Source organism: Limnoglobus roseus (assembly GCF_008254045.1).
Taxonomy (GTDB): Bacteria; Planctomycetota; Planctomycetia; order Gemmatales; family Gemmataceae; genus Limnoglobus; species Limnoglobus roseus.
Genome location: NZ_CP042425.1, coordinates 6,800,163 through 6,820,584 on the forward strand (window position 1 = coordinate 6,800,163; position 20,422 = coordinate 6,820,584).

The following is a 20,422-nucleotide window of genomic DNA, read 5'->3' on the forward strand; positions in this document are numbered from 1 at the left end:
ATTGCGACCTCCCTCAGGCATGACCGAGGTACGGACGATTGCGCTCCCTCATACCGAGCCGCTCATCCAAGTCCACGCGCTCGCCGCGTCGCTCTCGGGTCAGCTTACCTCGACTTGTGCAGTTTGCGGTGCCGGGTCCAAGCCCGATCACAAGAACTCTCGCACCTCCGGGGGGGGGCCGCGATGGCTCCGTCGATCTCGGCCTCTGTGCCCCCCGTTCGGCCCACGCCCACCGGCCCGGGTGGAAGACTCCGGCACGGGGTCCGCCGCCCGAAGGGCGTAGAAGGCGGTGTGGCTCGCCACCGAGACAACCCCCGACGGGTCGGACCACGGGGCGGCGGCCCCGTGGGCAGCAAGGGCGGCGTTGTACGGTCGGAAGTCCCCGTCCTCGCCCGTGGCGTCGTCAATCTCGGTCGCGGCCTGATCCGCCTGCGTGCCGCTCGGCCACATCCACGGCTCGTTGGCCGCGCGGGTCGTCCCGCCAAGCTTGGATGCGCCGGCAACGCGCGCAGGCGAATAGGCGGAGCGTGCGGGGGCAACCCTTGCCCTGTAGAAGGCCCTCCATCTCCCCCGTATCCTCGGCCGCCGTGCGAGACGCCCACCCCGTTTCCACACAGCCTGTCCCCCAGGGCGAGGCCCTCGCCCTGGCCGGTCCTGCCCCCCCTCGGGCCTCCGAACCGTGGCGTCCGGCCCCCGAGCGAGGTACACCAGCCGATGTCACGGAGGCCCGGTATGCCGCAGCAGGACGTTTCGATCACCCGCCACTTCGCCGACCGGCCCGACCCACGAGTAGACCGGACCAAGAAGCCCTCCCCCGGCGACATCCTGGTGGTCGCCCGGTGTGCCGTCATCGCCGGGGCCGACTCGTGGGAGGAGGTGGAGGCGATCGGCCAGGCCAAGGCGGACGGGCTGAAGACGTTCCCGACCCTGCCGAACGGCATCCCCGGCCGTGACACATTTTATCGGGTGTTCGCCCGTCTCGACCCGAAGCGGTTCGGCGAGTGCGTGGCCGCTTGGGTCGGCGCGGCGTGCGAGGCGGCCGGATTGAAGCACATCGCGGTAGACGGGAAGGCGTGCCGGTCGGCTCCCAACGGCACGTTCAGCGGGTGCCGACACCTGGTCGGCGCGTGGGCGGCCGAGAACCGGCCGATCCTGGGGCAGGAGGCGGTGGCCGACGGGTCGCACGAGATCGCCGCCATCCCCGAGTTGTTGAAGGCGCTGGACCGGAAGGGCGCGTTGGTGACGCTCGACGCGGCCGGGTGCCAGAAGGAGATCGCCAAGCAGATCCGCACGGGCGGCGGGCACGACCTGCTGGCCGTGAAGGGCAACCAGCCGGCCCTCCACGACGCCGTGCCCGGGGTGTTCGACCGGGCGTGCGAGGCCGACTTCGCCGGGGTGAAGCACGGCCGGCACGAGCCGGTTGAACGTGGGCACGGGCGGCACGAGGAGCGGTACGTCACCGTCGTCTACGACCCCGAGGGGCTACCACCGGAGTGGCCGGACGTGGCGGCCGTGATCTTGGTCGGGCGGGACCGGGAGGTGAAGGGGAAACGCACCGACACCGCTCACTACTACGTCACAAGCCTGAAGGGGGACGGCCGCCGAGTTGGGGCGGTTGATTCGCCGGCACTGGGCGGTGGAGAACGAGCTGCACGGGTGCCTGGACGTGGCCTTCCGGGAGGACGCGAACAAGACGGCCGCCAAGCACGCCGGAACCAACATCGGAATGGTGCGACGGGTGGCGGCCTCACTCCTCAAGCAGGACCCGGGCAAGGGCCGCGTCAAAGCCAAGCGGTTTAAGGCTGCCCTTGGCGAGGGCTATCTATGCAGGTCTTGCAGGGATTCATGGAGGATTAGATGCGTTCGCCCTGCTCGCTCTCGTGGGCGTATTGGCCGCGATTGTCGGTTTGGCGGCCGAGTTCGGACCGCGGCTGGGGCCGCCACCACGCCTCTCCCCACGACAACAGATCGAAGCCGACCTGCGACTCGCGGTTGAACTCAAGGGCCCCCGGACGCTCACGGCCGGCACCGACCCGTGGGTAGTCGTGTCGCTACGGAATGTATCGACGGACCTGTCGCACCCGTTCGTTAAGCCGGGGCACGGATCGGAACTCCCTCGCGCGAACCGTACGTGACCTGGACGGCCGTGATCGACCCGGGGGACGGCAACTGGGTACCGGTTTCCGAGACACGCCGGTACGGGTACTGCGGCACCTGTCTGGCCTCCGCAGGCGATTGGCGAAGCGACGTGTCAGTGCTCGAACTTGGCGGGCGGGTGGAACTCCACGTCCCGCAAAAGTTCGAATTCCAGCGGCCGGGCCCGTCCGCCTTCGGGCTCATTACGAGTACGGGGCGAGAAACGGGCGAGGTGTCGGGGACGTCACCCTCATGGACAGCGTACCGACATTCACACTGTCCTCGCCGCCGGTCGAGTTCGACGTGGTCCGCCCGGCCGACGTGCGGCTGCGGGTCAAGCGGCCGTTGAAAGTCCATCAAAAGACCGCGATCTCGGAGGTGTTCGACATTCAGTTGATGAGCCGGTCGCGTGAGCCAGCGTCGTATCTGTCGCCGACGCTCGGTTGAGCCTTGAGTTGAAGGCGGAGTTTGGTTGGCGTCCGTCACTCAATCGACAGGGGACCACCTACGGTGTCCAGAAGGTGCTTCAACCCGGCGAGGGCGTTGCTCTCGTCGGGCAAGGCGAGTTCGCCAACGGCCTCGACGGTACGTGGGAGTACCCGGTGGCGGAGCGGGTCCTCGTGCGGGCCGTTTACATCACCTCGACATGGAATCACGGGGCCCGCATTTTCTCCGACTGGGTACACGTTTCCGTCGAGCCGTAATCCGGCCGTACAGCTCGCCGCCCGTCGGGCCGTGCCGACGGGCGGTCCCTGCCTTTGACCGCGGCCCAGAACTCTGCCCCTGTGCCGATCGGACGATACCAGATCTCGGCCAACCCTGGCAGCAGTGCGGGGCGTACGTCCTCGACACGGCGACCGGGAGGTGTTCATAGTGATGAGTCGTGGCGATTCACCGAAGTCCATCGGCACGTTGCCTCGCGGGAAATAGCAGTAAGCGGGGCGCCAGCCGTTGCGGAATCGCCCGCGGTGTAGCGAGGCAGTACAGCGGAAACGAACACGCAAAAAAGAATTTCCGACAATCCGTCCGGAGGGGTGATTTTTCCACTATCGCGGGGTGTGGTGTGCGGGTTACTTGTCACATTGCAACCTCACCGGAGTGGTTCTCCCATGACCCGACGTCGCTTCTCCTTGGCGATCCCCGTTGCCTTACTCGCCGGCGTCGTATACCTGTTGGGCACGACCGCCGCTGAGTACCGGTGGTACGCCGACCAACTTGATCGCTCCGCCCGCCATCGGGACGACTTGGACAGCCAACTCGATGACGTGCCGTACCAGCACGCCGCGCGCGGCGTACTCCACCACCGCCCGCGGACTAGCCCGGCCGCCGGGACCCGCAGCGACGGATCCGAGACGCTGCTGACGGAGCGAAATCCAGTCGACAGGGCACAGGCGAAGGACTCGTGAACGTCCGGATGCGGAAACTCGGAATTGATCCCGCGATCCCGAAGAGGACACCGCTCGTGAAGTGACCCCGGATTCCGCCGCCGGTACCGGCGGCCGTGTGCCGTCCCGATGCTGACGGGGCGATTGCTCGTCCCGGACGTGATGCGCGAGGGGATGAAGTCGGGGCGGTGGCGGGTTCTTGAAAGCGGACGTGGCGAATACCCTCCGTCGAGTGAAGGGTATTCCTGGTGCAGAGGCTTTAGCTGAGCATTTTACTGACGTCAGTAAAGTTCCGCCGATAGTTCTTCACAGACGTGGAATGAGAAGGCACGGAGTTACCGTCCTCCTCACTGGCATGGTCATGGCGGGCACTTTGTTAGATGGCATAAAACGGCCAAACGACCTCACCGACTCGCCTTCACCCCCGCCCGTCCCTTGACGCCCGTCCCTTTGCCGACGCCTTTCGCCGCCAACTCCTCCTTCAACTTCTTGTTCTCGGCCTGGAGTTCCTGAATGATCCGCTCCTGACGCGCCGACTCGGCCCGCTGCATCGCCAGGATCGTCTGGTTCTGCTCCCGAATGGTGGCGAGTGCCATCCGCAGGCCGAAGGGGTCCACGTCCTTGCCGATCGAGGCCACGTTCTCGCTGACCTTGACCGCGTCCCCGCCAATTTGCTTCGACACGTCCTTGACCACCGGGGCGAGCTCCTTGACCGCCTCCGTGATCTGTTGGAACTTCTCGGCCGCCGCCAAAAGGTTCTGCACCGTCGGACCGAGGTCCGCGAGCGGGTTCTGAATCAGGGCGAGCGGGTTGAGGCTCGGCCTCGCCTCCGCGGACGGCGCCTTCGCGGGGGTCGGCTTCTGGGCGCTCACGGGGAGAGACAGGGCGAGCAGGCCCGCGGCGGCGACGAACGGCTGACGGATGTTCATGGGGAGTTCCTTTCGGTCGGTGAGTCAGGGCAGTCACCTTCTCATTGTGTCATTTACGTCATTTCTGTCAGCAGGTCCGTACCAGTGTTTTGCGAGGAGCGTTGCGCATCACTCGTGGTGGTTACGGGCGATGGAGAACGGTCGCCTCCGCGAGGAACCACAGTCCTTGCCACGCCCAAAACCAGAGTATGCAGATCGCCACCAGCCGGAGGAGCGGGCGCAGGGGTTCGTGGTGAAGTGGGTGAGGCGTTAGTCGCCAGACGCGAACCGCCAAATAGAGGGCGGCGTATGTCAGCACGTGGTTCCATGGGCAGAACGGGCAGAGCCAGTCCAAGCCGAACATCAATCGCCAAAACCACAATGTCATCAACGAGGCGATTCCTAACCAGACGGCCAGACTCCGAACGAGGTGAGGGCGATAGGCCGACCCGAGTCGCCGTCCCGCGAGCCACCACAGCAGAGCACCCGTGTAGAACCCGAGGCCGAGGACAGCGTTCGGGACGACGAACGCGCGGGCCTCGGGCGTTTGAAGAACCTTGTCGCAGTCCACACGAGCAGTCCAAGAGCACACGCCGGTGCCGGGCGTGACCCACCCGCCGACCAGAGCGGTGAACCGCCACGACAGGTAGATAGTGTCCAGGGCCGCGATGGCCAGGACGACGGTCAACAGTCTCTCCAACCGGCGGCGTTTGTCCCCGTTCATGGAAGGGGTAGAACCCAGATCCATCAAATACCCCCTTTCGTTGCCCGTCGTTTCTGTCGCAGAACCCGCCTCACGCTACCCACCTGACCCTGGTCAATACGCCGCGTCTGGAATGTCCTCACTGACCCCGTGGCGCGATTCGCCCGGATTTGCGGAGGACGGGCGGGGTTCAGGGCGTGGGTGTTTTAAGGACCAGCCCACTCACCGCGTGTCGATAGTGATCTCCCCCTCGGTGGGGAAGTTGGCGATGGGGTTGCCGAGCGCTTTCGACCCGCCGTAGTCGACCCAACGGCCCTCGTTGATGGCCTCGCCGGACGGCAACAGGGATTGCACGTTGGACAGGCCCGGGCCGCTGAGGATCAGGTACGTGTGCTTGGGGACCGGCTTGGCGGTCTTGAGTTTCACCCCGAACGTCTGTTCCGAGGCCGAGTACCGCCAATCGACGAGGGTGACGTCGAGGGCCTGAAGGTTCTTGCCGACGACGACGGTGACCTTGCCCTCGCGGTCCCCCTTATTCGAGCACCCCATGGCAAACGTCAGGACGGCGGCGAGGGTTAGCGGAGAGAGTCGCGGGAGAGTCATAGTCGGCCTCTGGCACCATTCAGATCGCGGTGGTGTCGCCGCGGTTGATGTCGGGAGAACTGCTCCCGACACCGAAGAGCGATCAGGCTAACCGCCCGCTCGGCCCCGGTCAAGGGCCCGCCGCAGGGATGCCTTGAGGACTGCCGAACCCGACCTTTTGCCCGTACTTCAGTTTCGCTCACCCAAAAGTGATCCATGCGCCGCCCCGCCCGCATCGCGACTCTCCTCGTCGCGCTCATCTTGGCCCTGCTCGCCGGCTGGTGTCACATTGTTCGTCGAGAGTTCGCCGGCGTGGGCGGAACGGGTTGCGGCAACACTGCCGACGGGCGGGTGGGAAATTACGCCGCACGACTACGGCACCCGCGTGGGTGACGGGTTGGCAGTCGTCGGTCACAGCCTGCCGGCGGCCGTCACGTCAAGAACGTGGGACGTGATTCTCGTGGACGGACCGCGAGGCGTTGACGCCGACGATCCGGGCCGCGTCGTTCCGATCCGGGCCGCTGCGAAACTGGCCAAGCGCGACGGGTGGCGGATGTTCGTCCACGACTGCGACCAGCCTCTCGAACAGGCGGCGTACCCACACTTCTTCGACCGCGAACCCGCCCGGGCTTACGACCGGACGTGGGCGTACGGGGCCGACCACGACCCGCCGTTGTAGTGCACGAAGAAGGTGTCGGGCACCTCGAGAATCCGCGCGCCGTTGCGGCAGTGGAAGTACTGCTGCTCGTAGTCCAACCGGATGCGACCGGGGTGGGCGAAAAAGGCCTGCGTGATGATCCCCTGGTCGGAGTGCCCCTGGAGTTCGAGCGGGTCCAGCAGGTGAGAGAGGAGCTGGGACGGGCCGCAATAGCACCCCGAGTTGAGGAACTTGTACGGCGTGTCGAACGGCGGGGCCGGGTAATCGGCTTCCCGGTTCCAGTCTGGGTAACAATACCGTTCCGCTGCGAACACGACGTAGTTCGGAATGACCATCGCCTTCGGGTCTTTGACGACTTCGACGTCGTAGGCGTCCAAAAAGACGATCGGCTCGTCGAGTCCGCGAATCGCCTCGCGAACGTAGTGCAACTTGATGACATTGTTCGGGTACGGCTGCCCCACCCCGAGGACAACAGGCTCGACTCCGAAGCGGCGGCAGCCGTCGATCAGAATGTTGGCCCGATTGGGATCACTGGCAACGGTCAAGATTTTCACGCGAAGTCACCGTCCGGGATGAACGCGGGGCACGCTTCGCAGAATGGCCCGGGCACGGCCGGTTTGTCAAGGCGACAGTCGTGCCGGCAATTTCCCCTGTTACACCTGTCCCGCACGTGAGCGGGCGTGACAACTACCCTTGTTTCCAGTCCTTGGCGGCGATCTTGGCCGGGGCACGGCGGGACACGGTGTTACTCACGGGGAGTTTCAAGTCGAACTCCTTGCCGAGGAACTTGCTGTCCCGCGGGTTGCCGCTGTGGGACGGCCGCTGCACGTTCTGCTGCAAGCGGACCGCCTTGTCCAATACGACCGCACCCGTGCCGTCGACCTTGAACGTGTGCTCCCAGATGACGTTCCAGTAGAAGTGCTTAAGGAGGTGGAACTTGCCGCCCGGCTCTTGGGCCACAAGCATCGTGCAGAAGAGCAATTCGACCACGGTGTAGTGCAGGAAGTTGTTCGGGTGCCCAGTGACGATGGGATTCGGTTCGACGGACGCCCACCACCGACTAGGTTGGTCGAACAAGTGGGCGGGGACGTCCAGAAACCCGGTCGCCGGAATGACCGTCCCGGCGGCCAGTTTGTTCGTCCCCGTCGGACCCGTTGTTCCGCCCGAGTTGAGGCTGTCGTACCACACCTCAGTCGATCCGATGTCGGTGTCACGACACACGATCTGGTTGCTGTGAGTGATCAGGATACTGCCGTCCCGAACGGTCGCGCCGCGGTACCGGGAGTGGTTCGTGCCGATGTACTTGAGTTGAACGAACCCGAGAGTCCACCCGGCGACGCTGTCTCCCGCCGTTCCTTTGAGGCGGATCGAACCGTTCGCGTCGATCGTCGGCGAATTGAAGGCGAACCCGACCGGCGGGCCGGGGTCCGCCGTCACCGTGGGCTTGGTCCCCGGGACCGCCATGGTCAGGGTCGTTTTCGGCACATCGATCGTAACCATGGCCGCCTCTCAATCCTTCTACACCCAGCTTTGCTTGCCGGGCTCGTTGTGGTTAGCCGGATAGGGCACACTCCAACGGACGGACACATACCATACGCGGCCGCTCGCCGGACGGATGCCAGGAATGGACATTCTGTCGGATGTGTCAATTGGGCTATCGCCCGCGGGGGGACCGCTTCGACATCCCCGGGCGGAACGTATCGACGAGGTGTTTGGGCGCGCTAACTGCTGGGTTCCGCAACGAGTAGACGATAGGGAACGGCATGCCTTTTTGGAGGCTGGTGAATTCGGGCACGTCGGCCGCCCGCACGGTGTAGGTACCCGTGTAAGGGGTGCCGGCGGCGTCCGTGTAGTGGTAGGTGATTTCCCGCTGCTGTGATGCGCGTTGTTTCACCACGGAAACAACCCCACCGACCTTGTACCCGGCCAACAGCGTGTTCCGTTCGACCACGGCTTTGACTTCCTGGCCGTGCTCACAAAGTTCCTTCATTTTCCGAACGTGCTGAACGACCGTGGCGGCGACCGCGGCGACAACAAGTACCAGAAGTAAGACGACCAGCGAACCGCAGATGAGGGGTGCCATGCTTGCGGGTCCAATCCGCGGGGTGTGATGGGTTGAAACCCTTCGGGGTGGGTGATTTACGAACACCGAAGGCGAGCACCAAGGAAGCGCGCCACACGATAACCGAGGCAGGCGACTCCGATCGGATACGCGGCGAGGAGTAGGAAATGCAGAAACCCGACTCGTACGAGTCGGGTTTCTGCATTTCCGGGCAGGATGTTAGTTGTGCGGAATTTCGATCCGGCACCAGCCTAAATCGAGAAAGGTTGCTTTCGTGCTCTCGTTGTTGAAATGTTCCGGGTGCAAGGAGTAGACCACGAAACGACCGTCCTTCACGTCTTGCACGAGACCTGCCTGACGGAGGACGCCGAGGTGGTGAGAGACGTTCACGATTTCCACTTGCAGCAACTTGGCCAACTCCGTCACATTCTTGGAGCCCGTTCGCAGGCACTCAATGATGCGAATCCGGTTCGGTTCCGCAATGGCTTGAAGGAGTTCGGCACATTCTTTCGCGACTTTCGGGTCAGTCATTTTCCACAGTCCTGGGGCGAACTCTTGAAACTTTCGGGTAGTCGGAACACAGCCAATCCGTTTTCAACGCCCAAAAGCGAATGGTCGAACGACCACTACCTATTTTAACTATCTTAATTGTATCATTGGACAAATCAAGTCGTGAACTGCTGCAATTTGTTTCCCAGAAATAAGATGCGATGAATTATCGTACAGCACCAATAATGGGATACCCGCGTTTGGCGGCTCGACTAACAAAGAATCCGACACAAAGACGTGCAACACACTAAATTCAAGAGTCGATTTCTTGTGTCACAGGAAAGATGGTTCTGTGGGATCAATGACAATCAAGTCTGGGAAGGATTTCAGAAGGCCTACCACTCGTTGGTAATCCTCGAAATATTCCAGCATTGGGTCCGGCGTTTCGCTCCAGGCATCGATCCGCCGGTCGCAGGCCGCTACGTCCGAATCCTCCGCCTGCCCGGCCATCTTCTCCGCAATGTCACTCGACTCCGCGAGTACCTCGGGTCCCGATTGCTCGAGTAATTCGAAGTCCCATTCTCCCCGCGAAATCGTGATCTGATTGCCGTTCAGGGTGACGCTGGAAGTTGCAAACTCGGTTTCGACCTGACTCAGCAGGGTCTTGATTGTCAGGTCCGATTTCGGCGGGATGAGGGCGAAAACGCGGTACATGACGCTCTCCTAAGCCCGGACGAGTTTCTCGCGGTGCTGTATGACATTCTTCGTAGCGTTTCGCGTATCGACCACCAAGTTCGCGGACCGCAAAATCCAATCGTAATCGAAGGCGGTGTGATCGGTCGCGATCAAAACGCAGTCTTGTTCACCCAGGAAGTCCGCCGTGAGGGGCTGACTTTCCATCTGCAGGTGCGGGTAGTGGCGCATCGGCGGCAGGGCCGGAATGTGAGGGTCACTGTACGTCACCCGGGCGCCCTTCTTCAACAACAGGTCCATGATCTCGAAACCGGGGGACTCCCGCGGATCGTCGATGTCCTTCTTGTACGCCATGCCGAGGATGGCGACCTTACTGCCCTTGAGCGGTTTGCCCGCGTCGTTGAGGGCGTCGATCACCTTGCTAACTACGTAGGTCGGCATCCCAGCGTTGACTTCGCCGGCCAGTTCGATGAAGCGGGTGTTCATGCCGTACTGCCGGGCGACCCAGGTCAGGTAGAACGGGTCGATCGGGATGCAGTGGCCACCCAAACCGGGGCCGGGGTAGAACGCCTGGAAGCCGAACGGCTTCGTCTTGGCGGCCTCGATCACCTCCCACACGTCGATGTCCATGCGGTCGTAAAGGGTCTTCAGTTCGTTGACGAGCGCGATGTTGATCGCCCGGTACGTGTTCTCCAGAATCTTGCACGCCTCCGCGACTTCCGGCGTGCTGACCCGCACCACCTTTTCGACGACCTTCCCGTACAAGCTCGCCGCGAGATCGCCGCTCTGCGGGTCGATCCCACCGACAACCTTGGGAATCGTGTCGACGGAGTGTGTGAGGTTGCCGGGGTCTTCGCGCTCGGGGCTGAAAGCGAGGAAGAAGTCTTCGCCGACGCTCATTTCCGAGCGTTCGAGGATCGGCAGCACGACCTTTCGCGTTGTCGTCGGGTACGTCGTGCTTTCCAAGACGACCAACTGACCGGGCCGAAGCCGGGCGGCGATGGCGTGGGCCGAGTTCACGACGTACTGCAAGTCCGGCTCGCGCGACTCGGTCAACGGCGTCGGCACGCAAATGATGATGACATCGACTTCGTCCAACCGGCTGAACTGCTCGGTCGCCGAGAAGCGGTTCGCCCGCATCTCGGCGATCGTCGCGTCCGGGATTTGCTTGATGTACGACCGCCCCGCGTTCAACTTGGTAACCTTGCCGACGTCGATGTCGTAGCCGACGACCGTGAACCCGGCCCGCGAGAAGACCCGCGCGAGCGGTAAGCCCACGTATCCTAGGCCGATGATGCCCACACGGGCGGCCTTGGTGTCAATCCGTTGCATTAGTTCGTTGAACGTGTCCGACATTTCGGCTCCGTCCCTGGTTGCCGGGTGAAAATCTGGGGCGAGACTCCGCTCGAACCACGTTATCCCTCAAAATCGAGAACGGTGTCAACACGGATTAGACGCCATCAAGGCACCGTGTCCCGTGCAAGTGTGTCGCAAGGTTCTCTTTTCAGGTGACACCGATTTCTTCAAGCAGGTGTTGCAATCCGCACAACCCGAAGGGTTTCGCCCTTTCCCCACTCAGTTCTGCCTTCCACGAATTGGCAGGAACGAACCGTCAGCAGATGATAAATTGACTTTGAGATCTCAAACTCCCGATCCCGTCGCAGACCTATGCCTTCTCCCACCACTGCCGCCGAATTCTTGGCCCTCACCAAGCAGAGTTCGCTGTTGGCGGAGGGGTTGCTCAAGCCGTACTTGAACTCGCGCCCGTTTCTGGAGTTGAATGCCGACGACGCCGCCCGGCAACTCGTGATCGACGGCCTCCTCAGTCCGTTCCAGGCGAACCACCTCCTGAAGGGCCGTTACAAGAACTTCTTCATCGGCAAGTACAAGGTCATCGCCCCGCTCGGCTCCGGCGGGGCGAGTCAGGTGTTCCTGTGCGAACACGAGATGATGAAACACCGGGTGGCCCTCAAGATTCTCCGGCTCAAGGACGCCAACGACCCGGCCGCCTTGAACCGCTTCCGCCGCGAGGCCCGGGCGGCCGCGGCCGTCAACCACCCGAACGTAGTCCGGGCCTACGACTTCGACCAGGCCGAGGGCAAGCATTACTACATCGTGATGGACCACGTCGACGGGGTCAGCCTCGAACACCTTGTCGAGCGGATCGGGCCGTTGCCGCCGGAACAGGCGGTCCATTACGTGGTCCAGGCGGCGTCCGGCCTTCAGCACATCTACGAGTGCGGCCTCATCCACCGCGACATCAAGCCGAGCAACCTCCTCCTCGACCGCTCCGGGCTCATTCGCATACTCGACCTGGGTCTGGTCCGCTTCGCCGACAGCGACGACGACAATGTGACGAAGCTCCAGAAAGACCACGCCATCCTCGGCACAGCCGATTACCTTTCGCCAGAGCAGGCGTTCAAGGCCGACGACCTCGACATCCGTTCGGACATCTACAGTCTCGGCGTGACGCTCTACTTCCTACTCTCTGGCCGGACCCCGTTCGCCAACTTGTCGATGGCCCAGAAACTCCTGCACCACCAGTTTAAAGACCCGCCGCCGATTGAAGGCGTGCCGAAAGACCTGTCCGCCGTAATCCTCACGATGATGGCGAAGAAACCCCACGACCGTTACCAGACGCCGGACGAAGTCGCGGAAGCGTTGAGCGGTTGGACCGCGATTCCCCTCCCCCCGCCCGACCCGGCCTACTTCGAAGTCACGGAGTTTCCGATTGCGGAAACCCCGGTCCGACCGGCAAAAGCGTCCCGGCCAGAGGCCAAACCCGCTCCCCCGCCGCGCCCGAAGTGGCCCATCATGGTCGGAATTCTTGCGGTAGTCGCGCTCGCCGGCCTCATCGCCTTCTTCGCCCTTCGTTGAACCTTCTGCCCGCACCGGCGTCCAAGCGGTAGAATCGACCCCTCCGATCCCGCGTGGAGACCTCGTCGTGCCGCTCCCCCTTCCCCGCTGGCTATTGGCCCTTGCCCTCCTCGGCACCCTCTCCGTTCCGGCCGACGCCGTCATCAAGAAGCTCACCCCGCTCAAGGATGTCATCGGCGACGCTCAGGGGATCGTCGCGGCCACGGTCGAGAGGATCGACGCCCAAAAGCCGAGCGTGGTCTTCAAGTTCGAATCGAACCTGAAGGGAAAGAGCGAGTTCGAATCATTCGCGGTCAACTTGAAGGGGGACAGTTTCGCGAAGAAGGACGACCACACGAAGGCCCTCCTCGACCGCCTGGTTACGGGGCGAAAGCTGATCCTCTTCGTGACGAAGGTCGAGAAGACGTACATCGTCTTCGGGTTCCTCGAAGGAACGTGGTTCCAGGTCCGCGGCACTGTCGGCGACGACGGCAAAACCCTCTCGTGGGCGTTCCTCCACTGCGAGCCGTTCTTCCGGCGGACGTTCAAGGGCACCACCGACGAACTGAAAGACGTGATCGAAAAGGCCTTAAGCGGCAAGGCGGCCCCGCCGGACGCGAACGAGAAAGAAGAACCGGGCTTCGGCCCCCTGCCGGAGAAGAAGAGTTCCCTGTACCGCTCGCCGACGCTGTTCGGCGTGATCCCGTCGGCCGTACTCATCGCACCCCTGGCCCTAGTCGCCGCCCTCTTCCCCGGCGTGTTCGCCCGGCTCGCGGTCGTCATGAAGCAGTGGCGGGCCTTCCTAACGATCTCCAGCATCAACACCACCCTCGCGGCCGTGTACTTCTTCTTCCACGAGTCGCTGCCTGACCGGCCGATCTTTTCGCCGCGGGCGTTTCTGCTGCTCGTGATCGGCGTAACTCTCGTGGGCACGGTCTGGGCCGGCAGCCGCTACCGCCGGATGGCCGCCGCCGACCCGGCCGTCACGGCCACCCCGTCGCGCACGGCGCTGTTGGCGCTGCTCGGCCTGCTCGCGCTGTTCGGATTTTTCCTGGTGTTCTCCGTCTGGGTGTGGCTCGGCCGACCGGCGGGCTTGGTCGTACTGCCGATGCGGGAGTTCACCGCCCTGGCGGCGGGATTAACGCTCGCTGTGGCCTACTGCCTCTACCGAATTGCCACGCCGTCGGTCGATGGGCTGGGCGTGAAAACGCGGTTGAGTCTGTCCGGCGAATCGGTGGCCCTGTTCGGCACGCTCGCGTTTAGCGTCGGCCTGTACCTGTTGTCCTCGACTGCGGCCTGGACGGGGTCAGTCGGCGAACAGGGGGACGCGGGCGAGACGGTGGGCTGCGGGTTGAAGCTCGCCGACGTGCGGACGATGACGTTTCCCGGTGCCTATGCGGTGATGTCGAGCGTGATCGCGGCCGACGACGGCAAACTGTACTTCGGGGCCGAGAGCGCTGGCGGCACCGGGAGCGTCTGGTGCGTCGATCCGGCGACGGGGCGGCCGGCGTGGAAGTTTACCAACGGCGGCGACCTGCAACCCGTCTACTGCACCCCGACCGTGGCCGGCGGCAAGGTGTACGTCGGCGAGGGGCTGCACACCGATTCGGACCGCCGCCTGTTCTGCCTGAACGCCACGAACGGCGGCGAAGTTTGGAAGTTCAAGACCGAGAGCCACACGGAAGGCCGGCCTGCACTTGCCGGCGACCGCCTCATCTTCTCGGCCGGCGACGACGGGCTGATTTGCCTCGACGCGAACACGCACGAGAAGCGGTGGCACGTCCCCGGCCTGCCGCACAAGTTGCACGTCGATACGCCCCCCGTGGTTGTCGGCCGGCGGGTGTTTTTCGGCAGCGGTTACAACACGCTCGCCATGCTCGCCGCGGACGTGAACACCGGCGACATCCTCTGGCAAACGCCGTCGGACCTGCGCTCGTTCGGGATGCCGCTCACCCGCGGCCCGCACGTTTACTTCGGCCTCGGCACAGGCAACCTGATCGAAGACCTTTCAACGGAGAAGGAGATCACCGCCGTCCCGCGGGAGACGACGCCGAAGGGGTCGGTCGTCTGCCTGACGTCCGAGAAGGGAGAAGTCGTCTGGCGGTACGACCTACCGAAGTCGGTCCACGCGGAGATGGCCGCCGACCGGCAGACGATCTTCGCGTGCTGTAAGGACGGTTTCGTCTACGCCATCGACCGCGCGACGGGCAAACTCCGCTGGCGGCGGTCGGTCGGCCCGTCCTGCGCGTCCGGTCCCGTACTCGCGACCTATGCGAACGGAGCCGCCACGCTGGCGGTCTACGCCGTCTCGATCGATGGCCGCGCGACGGCCCTCAACCCCGTGACCGGCGAACCGTACTGGGTCCGCAATTTGGGCGAGTCCAGCGGCAAGATTGTTGAGGTCCTCTCGACCCCGGCCCTCGTTCACGCCACCGGCGGAAGCAAGCGAACGCTCTACGTCGGGGCGAAGGCCGAGAACAAGAACAATGGGGAAAAGGTCGCGACGATCTTCGCGATCGAGGATGTGATCGAAGACTAACCGGCGTTGCGAGTAAGAGGCAATGTGCACCCCTACTCGCAACGCCGGCTGGTTAAGCGTCGCTCGCTACCACCGCAGCCACACCTTCAACAGCCGGTAGATGTCCAGGCCGATCGTGAACAGCATCAAACAGATCACGAAGAAGAAGCCGACGTAGGTGAGCAGGATGTGCACGCGCTCCGGTGGCGGCTTGCCACGGAAGGCCTCGTAAATGAGGAACATCATGTGCCCGCCGTCGAGTAGCGGGATCGGCAGGAAGTTCACCACCGCGAGGTTGATGTTGATGAGGGCCAGCATCAGGATCAACTTCCAGACGCTCTCGCCGGCCAGGATGTACGAGATGCGGGCGAGCGTGATCGGGCCGCTCATGGTCTGCACGGCCGAGACGCGGCCGAACACCATCGCGTAGAGGTTGATGTACGTCGTCTGGATCATCCGTAACGTGCGATCCGCCCCCATCTGAAGGGCTTCGCCGATACTGTTCGCCTTCTGAATCCGGGTTTGGGTCGCCAGGATCAGTCCGCGGTCGGTCCGCGAGTAATCGCGATCCTCGACGGTGCCGAGGCGGACTTCGACCGGTTGTCCGCCTCGGTTGACGCGAACGTCGGCCTCGAACGGCGAGACCCGTTGCAGGAGCTCGTCGACGAACGCCCACTGGTGCGGCTTGATCGTCTCCCACCGTCCCTCGTCCACGGTGCCCGTCGCGTCCTTCGCCCGTATCCGCACGGCTTCGCAAGCGTCGTTCGGCTGCAATCCCGCGGTCGCGGCGGGGCCACCGGGGGTCACGCTATCGACGACCGCCTGAACGTGGTAAGCCAGCCCCAGGCCGTTGATGGCGATTGGCGTCTGGGCCTTCATCTCGGTCGTGACGTCGAACCGCCCCACCTCGTCCCACGGCAATTCGAGCGCGATCCGCTTCTCCGCGTGGTCCCCTTCTTGCTCCCGCCAGACGGTCAATGTCACCCTTTTCGGCCCCGGCGTGCGGTCGGCCCACTGGGTCAACTCGGTCGGAAGTTTCAACGGGTCGAGGGGCTTCACGACGCGGCCGGTCGTCGCCTCCACCTTGCCGCTGGTCAGAACGGTGACGGTCTTATCCGCGTTGGCGAACTCGACCTCCACGATGCGGTCGCCAGGGTTGGTCCCTTCCTTCGGCTGGACCTTGGCCGCCTCCGCCGGCGAGCCGACGCGCGTGGCGACGATCGACCCCATGCGCATCCGCATGCCCGTGTCGCGGCGGTAGGCCGGCGGGACAGTAATGGACGCTGTCTCGCCGCTGGTGCGTGTCACTTCAAACGTGATCGGCTCAGTGGCCAAACGGGCCAGCCGGCGGTGATACACGAAGATGTCGCCGCGGGCGTCGTTGGCCCCGGATTTGATCGGCGTGACCTTGCGGTCGGGCGTGTCCGGATCGCTCATCCCAACCAGTGTGTCGCCGGAGTGAAAGAGCGGGTGCCCCTCGGCGTCTTTGGCCTGACTCGCGGCACTATCGGGAATGAACGGCGGGGTGTTGAACTTGTCCCCGCGGATCAGCGACAGCGACTCCATCGGCAAAATGCCGAGGACCGGGAACGGCGCCCCCTCGTCGCGGATCGGCTCCCCCTTGAGGTCGCGGATGGTGCCGTTGTCGTCGATCTTCAGGTCGACGAGGTCGCCCTTGTTCGTGGCCCACACGATCGGCCGTAGGTCGTCGAACCACGGGTTCTCGCGGTTACCGATCTTCCGGATCTCGGAGCCGCTGTGGATGTTCAGCCGCCACGCGGTTCCGCCGGCTTCCATCCGGGCGACCGTCGCGGGAATCTCTTCAAGGCCGTGCATGTAGACGATCACGAACAGCACGCACGCCAGCAGGATATTCATGATGACGCCGGCCGAGATGATGAGCATCCGCTCCGGTACACTCTGGTTCTTGAACGACCGCGGGTCGGTGTCGGCGGTGTCGTCGTTCGTGCCGTCCCCTTCCCCGAGCATCTTCACGAAGCCGCCGAGTGGCACGAGGCAGAGTTTGTACGTCGTCTCGCCGTACTTGTAGGAGCAGAACGGCAGCGGCGGGCCGAACCCGATGCTGAACGCCTCCACGCGGACGTTGCACAACTTCGCGGCGGCGAAGTGGCCGAGTTCGTGGATGAAAATGATGAACGTAAGCCCGGCCCCCGCCAGCACGACGCTCAGCGGGTCGAGGTAGCGGAGGACGACCGTCAGGCAGATCAGGCCGAGGACGATGTTGACGAGGTTCTCGCGTAGCCACGACCCGGTCGATTCCGTGGTTTCATCCGGAATGGGGGGCATGGGGGCGGGCGTCACGGGGTTGTCCAACGGGATACCTCCTGCCGTGCCCAGCGGTCGGCGGCGAGCAGGCCGCCGAGCGTCGGGTGCGGGTCGTAGTCGTGGGAATCGAGGACCGCCCGGCAGCACCGTGCGATGTCGAGAAAGCCGATCTCGCGTTTCAAAAAGCGATCCACCGCCGCCTCGTTCGCGGCGTTCAAGACCGGGCCACACGTTCCGCCCCGGCGGGCGACTTCGAAGCCCAACTTCAGGGCCGGGAACGTGTCGGGGTCGGGCTGTTCGAAGCGAAGTTCGGATAGCCTCCGCCAGTCGAGCTTCTTCGCCGGCCCGGCCAGTCGTTCGGGGTGGAGCAAGGCCCACTGAATCGGCAGCCGCATGTCCGGCGGCGACAACTGAGCCAGCACCGACCCGTCGAGGAATTCCACGAGGGAATGCACCACCGAACTCGGGTGAACGATCACGTCGATCTGCTCGGCCTTCAGGCCGAACAGCCAACGGGCTTCGATCACTTCGAGGGCTTTGTTCATCATCGTGGCCGAGTCGATGGTGATCTTCGGCCCCATCTGCCAGGTCGGGTGCTGGAGGGCGCTCTCCACCGAGACATTCGCCAGATCGGCCGCAGTCTTTCCTCGGAACGGGCCACCGCTCGCGGTCAGCACCACTTTCGCCACATCCGTGGCTGTGTGGCCGCAGAGCGCCTGGAAGATCGCGGAATGCTCGCTGTCCACGGGCAGCAGTTTCGCCCCGCGCTTGGCGGCGAGGTCCATCACCAAGGAGCCGCCGACGACGAGCGTTTCTTTGTTCGCGAGGGCGACAGTCTTGCCCGTTTCGAGGGCCGCCCAGGTGCCCATCAGTCCGGCCGCACCAACCACGGCCGCCACAACGATGTCGATGTCCGGGTCGGTGACGACCGTCATCAGGCCATCATTCCCGAAGAGCAACCGGGTCTCGCACGGAAAGCGCGAACGGTCCACTTGTCCCGCGACGGCGGGATCGGTCACGACGGCGAACCGCGGAGTGAACTCGCGGCACTGCTGGGCCAAGTCTTCCCACCGGGAATGGGCACAGAGCGCGACGACTTCGAGCCGGTCCGGCAGGTGGCGGGCCACGTCGAGGGTACTGGTTCCCACCGACCCGGTGCAACCGAGGACGGCAATACGTTTCCGTCCGGGCGGGTCTAGCGGTTGGGAATCCATCACGTCCACTCGCGGTCCGATCCGTGGGAGTTTACCGTCTGGGAATTGTAGGAGTTGGGGCCGGCACAGGCGAAACGAGGATTGGCCCAAAACGCAAACCGCGGCGTGAATGGGGCGATATGTCGCCCGTCATTCCAGCCGCGGTGCCGTTTCTGCCGTTTATCACGGTTTATTTCATCATAACTGTCGCGCCCAGGAAAACCAATGCCGCGAGCAGCAAAGCCGCCAAAATAATCCCCAAAGTTCCGAAGGCACCCCCACGCGAGGAGTCTTCATCCGGGGGAATCCAGCCGCCCGGCATGCTCTGGCGGGACGGGTCGGCGAACGGCGGCGGTTCGGTCGTCGCGGGCGTGAGCGGGACTTCGCCGGGGTCAAAACCCGGCAGGTTCAAGGCGGCCCGGTTCGGAAACGCAGGTTGACTCGATCGCATCGGCACGGGTGCCGGAAGCGGTTTCGTGCCCGGATTCGAGCCCCCGGTCGGCAGATTCGGCCGTTGACCCAGATTCGCCCGACCAGGAACAACCGGCTGCGCCGGCGTTGGGGCCGGGGGGAAATTCGGCACGCTGGCACGTGCGGCCGGATTGCTCTTCGGCGGCCCCGCCGGCGGGAACGAAGGAGCCGGGGAACGCATCCCCGATCCGCCCGGACTCGGGAAAGCCGACGGCGATGGTGGGGGAGTCAGAACCGGGGTCGACATGCGAGTGGGCATGTTCGGCGAGCCATTGCCGAGCGAGCCGAGTCGAGCACGGGAACCCGAAAGACCTGCCGGCGAACTAACCGCGGCCGGTTCAGCCGGCGCGGAAACTTGCTCGCCGATGAACGGTTCCAGCGACTCGACGACTTCGTCCAGACCGGCGTAGCGGTCTTCGGGCTTCTTCGCCATCAGGCGGCGGACCACCTCGACGACGGCGTCCGGCACGTCCGGGTTGAAATCTTTGATCGCGTCCGGCTCTTTCGTCTGGTGCGCCATCATCTTCTCGACGGCGCTCCCTTCCGGGAACGGCGGGTGGCCGGTCAGACAGTTATAAAGGATGCAACCGAGGCTGTACTGGTCGCCGGCCGGGGTACGGTTAGTCGGCTCCAGAATGCTTTCCGGGCTGGCACAGTCGAGGCCGCTGGTGAGCGTGTTCGCCGTGGACATGGTGTCCACGAGCGATTCCCCTTCGTTTTCGACCAGCAGAGAGCCGATGCCGAAGTCGAGGAGGCGGGCTTGCCCGTCGCCGCCGAGCATGATGTTCGAGGGCTTCACAAGGCCGTGGAAGAGGTTGTTCTGGTGGGCGATGGACAACCCTTGTGCAACTTGCATCCCGATCAGGGCGGCCTGATTCACCGGCAGCCGGCCGTTTTGCTGAATCAGCGTTTCGAGCGTCTGCCCTTCGGCCATCGGCCATACGAGGTAGTGCAACCCGCCGGCGGTGCCGACATCGACGAACGGCAGCACGGCCGCGTGCTGGAACTGGCCGAACGACCGCACCTGACGGCGGGCCAACCGGACGTTCCACATGCTCCGCCGTGGCAGAACCTTGACGGCGTAGGTGGTGGTGTCGTTTTTCGAGGTGGCCTTGTAGACCTGCCCCATGCTGCCTTGCCCGATGGCGTCTTGCAGGATGTACGGCCCGAGAACCAGCCCTTGCGTCTTGCCGTTCAAGATGCGTTCCGCCTGGAAGGCGGTCAGGCTGCCCTGCTGAACCATGTACTCGGCGAGGGCCGGCGCTTCCGCCCGCGGGTTCCGCTTCAGGAAGTCGCTGACAATTTGATCCAATTGGCCGCGGTCGATCAGGCCACTCCGGCGGAGGTCCCAAACGAACCATTCACACGCGCCTAAGTCGTTCGTCACCATGGTGCCCTGGCCCTGATGGGGATTAGCCTTGAGTCAAAATTCGTGGTTTGTTGCGAAGGTTCCCGGCCACGAAGAGTTTATGCACGTCGTGG

19 protein-coding genes are annotated in these 20,422 nt (G+C 64.0%); 7 read left to right on the top strand and 12 right to left on the bottom strand.

The genetic code is table 11. The features are described 5' to 3' along the window. The first annotated feature begins 732 nt into the window (after positions 1-732). The 4 genes from PX52LOC_RS41115 to PX52LOC_RS29030 all read left to right on the top strand — a co-directional run bounded on the left by PX52LOC_RS41115 (position 733) and on the right by PX52LOC_RS29030 (position 3,542). The gene (locus PX52LOC_RS41115) at positions 733-1,800 is read left to right on the top strand and encodes an ISAs1 family transposase (protein ID WP_168219273.1); all 1,068 of its coding nucleotides are present in this window, start codon (positions 733-735) and stop codon (positions 1,798-1,800) included. Positions 1,801-2,388: 588 nt separating this feature from the next. Next, the gene (locus tag PX52LOC_RS29020; RefSeq protein WP_149113357.1) at positions 2,389-2,583 is read left to right on the top strand and encodes a hypothetical protein; all 195 of its coding nucleotides are present in this window, start codon (positions 2,389-2,391) and stop codon (positions 2,581-2,583) included. 74 nt (positions 2,584-2,657) lie between these two features. Next, positions 2,658-2,840: a hypothetical protein gene (locus PX52LOC_RS29025; protein ID WP_149113358.1), complete on the top strand. Its 183-nt coding sequence runs from the start codon at positions 2,658-2,660 to the stop codon at positions 2,838-2,840. Positions 2,841-3,245: 405 nt separating this feature from the next. Next, complete coding sequence (locus tag PX52LOC_RS29030; RefSeq protein WP_149113359.1) at positions 3,246-3,542, top strand: hypothetical protein; 297 nt, start codon at positions 3,246-3,248, stop codon at positions 3,540-3,542. 383 nt (positions 3,543-3,925) lie between these two features. Here PX52LOC_RS29030 and PX52LOC_RS29035 read toward each other — a convergent pair whose 3' ends face one another. From PX52LOC_RS29035 to PX52LOC_RS29045, 3 genes are all read right to left on the bottom strand, one after another. Then, complete coding sequence (locus tag PX52LOC_RS29035; protein ID WP_149113360.1) at positions 3,926-4,450, bottom strand: hypothetical protein; 525 nt, start codon at positions 4,448-4,450, stop codon at positions 3,926-3,928. A gap of 121 nt (positions 4,451-4,571) precedes the next feature. After that, a complete protein-coding gene (locus tag PX52LOC_RS29040; protein WP_168219274.1) occupies positions 4,572-5,117 on the bottom strand; it encodes a vitamin K epoxide reductase family protein in 546 nt (181 codons plus the stop codon). Between the two features lie 237 nt (positions 5,118-5,354). Then, positions 5,355-5,735 (bottom strand): hypothetical protein, encoded by a 381-nt coding sequence (locus tag PX52LOC_RS29045; RefSeq protein ID WP_149113362.1) that lies wholly within the window; start codon positions 5,733-5,735, stop codon positions 5,355-5,357. A gap of 268 nt (positions 5,736-6,003) precedes the next feature. Here PX52LOC_RS29045 and PX52LOC_RS29050 point away from each other — a divergent pair, with 268 nt between their 5' ends. After that, a complete protein-coding gene (locus PX52LOC_RS29050) occupies positions 6,004-6,393 on the top strand; it encodes a hypothetical protein (RefSeq protein ID WP_168219275.1) in 390 nt (129 codons plus the stop codon). Here the strand turns inward: PX52LOC_RS29050 and PX52LOC_RS29055 are convergent. From PX52LOC_RS29055 to PX52LOC_RS29080, 6 genes are all read right to left on the bottom strand, one after another. Next, entirely contained in the window at positions 6,345-6,926 is a 582-nt protein-coding gene (locus tag PX52LOC_RS29055; RefSeq protein WP_149113364.1) for a glycosyltransferase domain-containing protein, read from the bottom strand. The two genes, PX52LOC_RS29050 and PX52LOC_RS29055, sit on opposite strands and share 49 nt — an antisense overlap. A 133-nt stretch (positions 6,927-7,059) precedes the next feature. Further along, entirely contained in the window at positions 7,060-7,872 is an 813-nt protein-coding gene (locus PX52LOC_RS29060) for a hypothetical protein (protein WP_149113365.1), read from the bottom strand. 154 nt (positions 7,873-8,026) lie between these two features. Beyond that, positions 8,027-8,455, bottom strand: coding sequence for a DUF3592 domain-containing protein (locus PX52LOC_RS29065; protein WP_149113366.1), 429 nt, complete (start codon positions 8,453-8,455; stop codon positions 8,027-8,029). 198 nt (positions 8,456-8,653) lie between these two features. Beyond that, positions 8,654-8,965: an ArsR/SmtB family transcription factor gene (locus PX52LOC_RS29070; protein ID WP_149113367.1), complete on the bottom strand. Its 312-nt coding sequence runs from the start codon at positions 8,963-8,965 to the stop codon at positions 8,654-8,656. Between the two features lie 291 nt (positions 8,966-9,256). After that, complete coding sequence (locus tag PX52LOC_RS29075; protein ID WP_149113368.1) at positions 9,257-9,637, bottom strand: hypothetical protein; 381 nt, start codon at positions 9,635-9,637, stop codon at positions 9,257-9,259. A gap of 9 nt (positions 9,638-9,646) precedes the next feature. Next, entirely contained in the window at positions 9,647-10,972 is a 1,326-nt protein-coding gene (locus PX52LOC_RS29080) for a nucleotide sugar dehydrogenase (protein WP_149113369.1), read from the bottom strand. Between the two features lie 312 nt (positions 10,973-11,284). Here PX52LOC_RS29080 and PX52LOC_RS29085 point away from each other — a divergent pair, with 312 nt between their 5' ends. Together PX52LOC_RS29085 and PX52LOC_RS29090 are read left to right on the top strand one after the other, a co-directional pair. Further along, positions 11,285-12,493, top strand: a complete 1,209-nt coding sequence (locus tag PX52LOC_RS29085) for a serine/threonine protein kinase (RefSeq protein ID WP_149113370.1) — start codon at positions 11,285-11,287, stop codon at positions 12,491-12,493. A gap of 67 nt (positions 12,494-12,560) precedes the next feature. Next, positions 12,561-15,011, top strand: a complete 2,451-nt coding sequence (locus tag PX52LOC_RS29090) for an outer membrane protein assembly factor BamB family protein (protein WP_149113371.1) — start codon at positions 12,561-12,563, stop codon at positions 15,009-15,011. A gap of 66 nt (positions 15,012-15,077) precedes the next feature. Here PX52LOC_RS29090 and PX52LOC_RS29095 read toward each other — a convergent pair whose 3' ends face one another. The 3 genes from PX52LOC_RS29095 to PX52LOC_RS29105 form a co-directional block, all read right to left on the bottom strand. Further along, on the bottom strand, positions 15,078-17,297 hold the full coding sequence (locus tag PX52LOC_RS29095; RefSeq protein ID WP_149113372.1) for a site-2 protease family protein: 2,220 nt from the start codon (positions 17,295-17,297) through the stop codon (positions 15,078-15,080). Positions 17,298-17,308: 11 nt separating this feature from the next. Then, complete coding sequence (locus PX52LOC_RS29100; RefSeq protein ID WP_149113373.1) at positions 17,309-18,490, bottom strand: 1-deoxy-D-xylulose-5-phosphate reductoisomerase; 1,182 nt, start codon at positions 18,488-18,490, stop codon at positions 17,309-17,311. Between the two features lie 169 nt (positions 18,491-18,659). Further along, positions 18,660-20,330 carry a serine/threonine protein kinase gene (locus PX52LOC_RS29105; RefSeq protein ID WP_149113374.1) on the bottom strand — a complete coding sequence of 557 codons (1,671 nt, stop codon included), beginning with the start codon at positions 20,328-20,330 and terminating at the stop codon, positions 18,660-18,662. Between the last annotated feature and the right edge of the window lie 92 nt (positions 20,331-20,422).

Coding starts and splice junctions, on each gene's coding strand:
- PX52LOC_RS41115 (WP_168219273.1), top strand. CDS start 733: ATGCCGCAGCAGGACGTTTCGATCACCCGCCACTTCGCCGACCGGCCC.
- PX52LOC_RS29020 (WP_149113357.1), top strand. CDS start 2,389: ATGGACAGCGTACCGACATTCACACTGTCCTCGCCGCCGGTCGAGTTC.
- PX52LOC_RS29030 (WP_149113359.1), top strand. CDS start 3,246: ATGACCCGACGTCGCTTCTCCTTGGCGATCCCCGTTGCCTTACTCGCC.
- PX52LOC_RS29035 (WP_149113360.1), bottom strand. CDS start 4,450: ATGAACATCCGTCAGCCGTTCGTCGCCGCCGCGGGCCTGCTCGCCCTG.
- PX52LOC_RS29045 (WP_149113362.1), bottom strand. CDS start 5,735: ATGACTCTCCCGCGACTCTCTCCGCTAACCCTCGCCGCCGTCCTGACG.
- PX52LOC_RS29060 (WP_149113365.1), bottom strand. CDS start 7,872: ATGGTTACGATCGATGTGCCGAAAACGACCCTGACCATGGCGGTCCCG.
- PX52LOC_RS29065 (WP_149113366.1), bottom strand. CDS start 8,455: ATGGCACCCCTCATCTGCGGTTCGCTGGTCGTCTTACTTCTGGTACTT.
- PX52LOC_RS29070 (WP_149113367.1), bottom strand. CDS start 8,965: ATGACTGACCCGAAAGTCGCGAAAGAATGTGCCGAACTCCTTCAAGCC.
- PX52LOC_RS29075 (WP_149113368.1), bottom strand. CDS start 9,637: ATGTACCGCGTTTTCGCCCTCATCCCGCCGAAATCGGACCTGACAATC.
- PX52LOC_RS29080 (WP_149113369.1), bottom strand. CDS start 10,972: ATGTCGGACACGTTCAACGAACTAATGCAACGGATTGACACCAAGGCC.
- PX52LOC_RS29085 (WP_149113370.1), top strand. CDS start 11,285: ATGCCTTCTCCCACCACTGCCGCCGAATTCTTGGCCCTCACCAAGCAG.
- PX52LOC_RS29095 (WP_149113372.1), bottom strand. CDS start 17,297: ATGCCCCCCATTCCGGATGAAACCACGGAATCGACCGGGTCGTGGCTA.
- PX52LOC_RS29100 (WP_149113373.1), bottom strand. CDS start 18,490: ATGGATTCCCAACCGCTAGACCCGCCCGGACGGAAACGTATTGCCGTC.
- PX52LOC_RS29105 (WP_149113374.1), bottom strand. CDS start 20,330: ATGGTGACGAACGACTTAGGCGCGTGTGAATGGTTCGTTTGGGACCTC.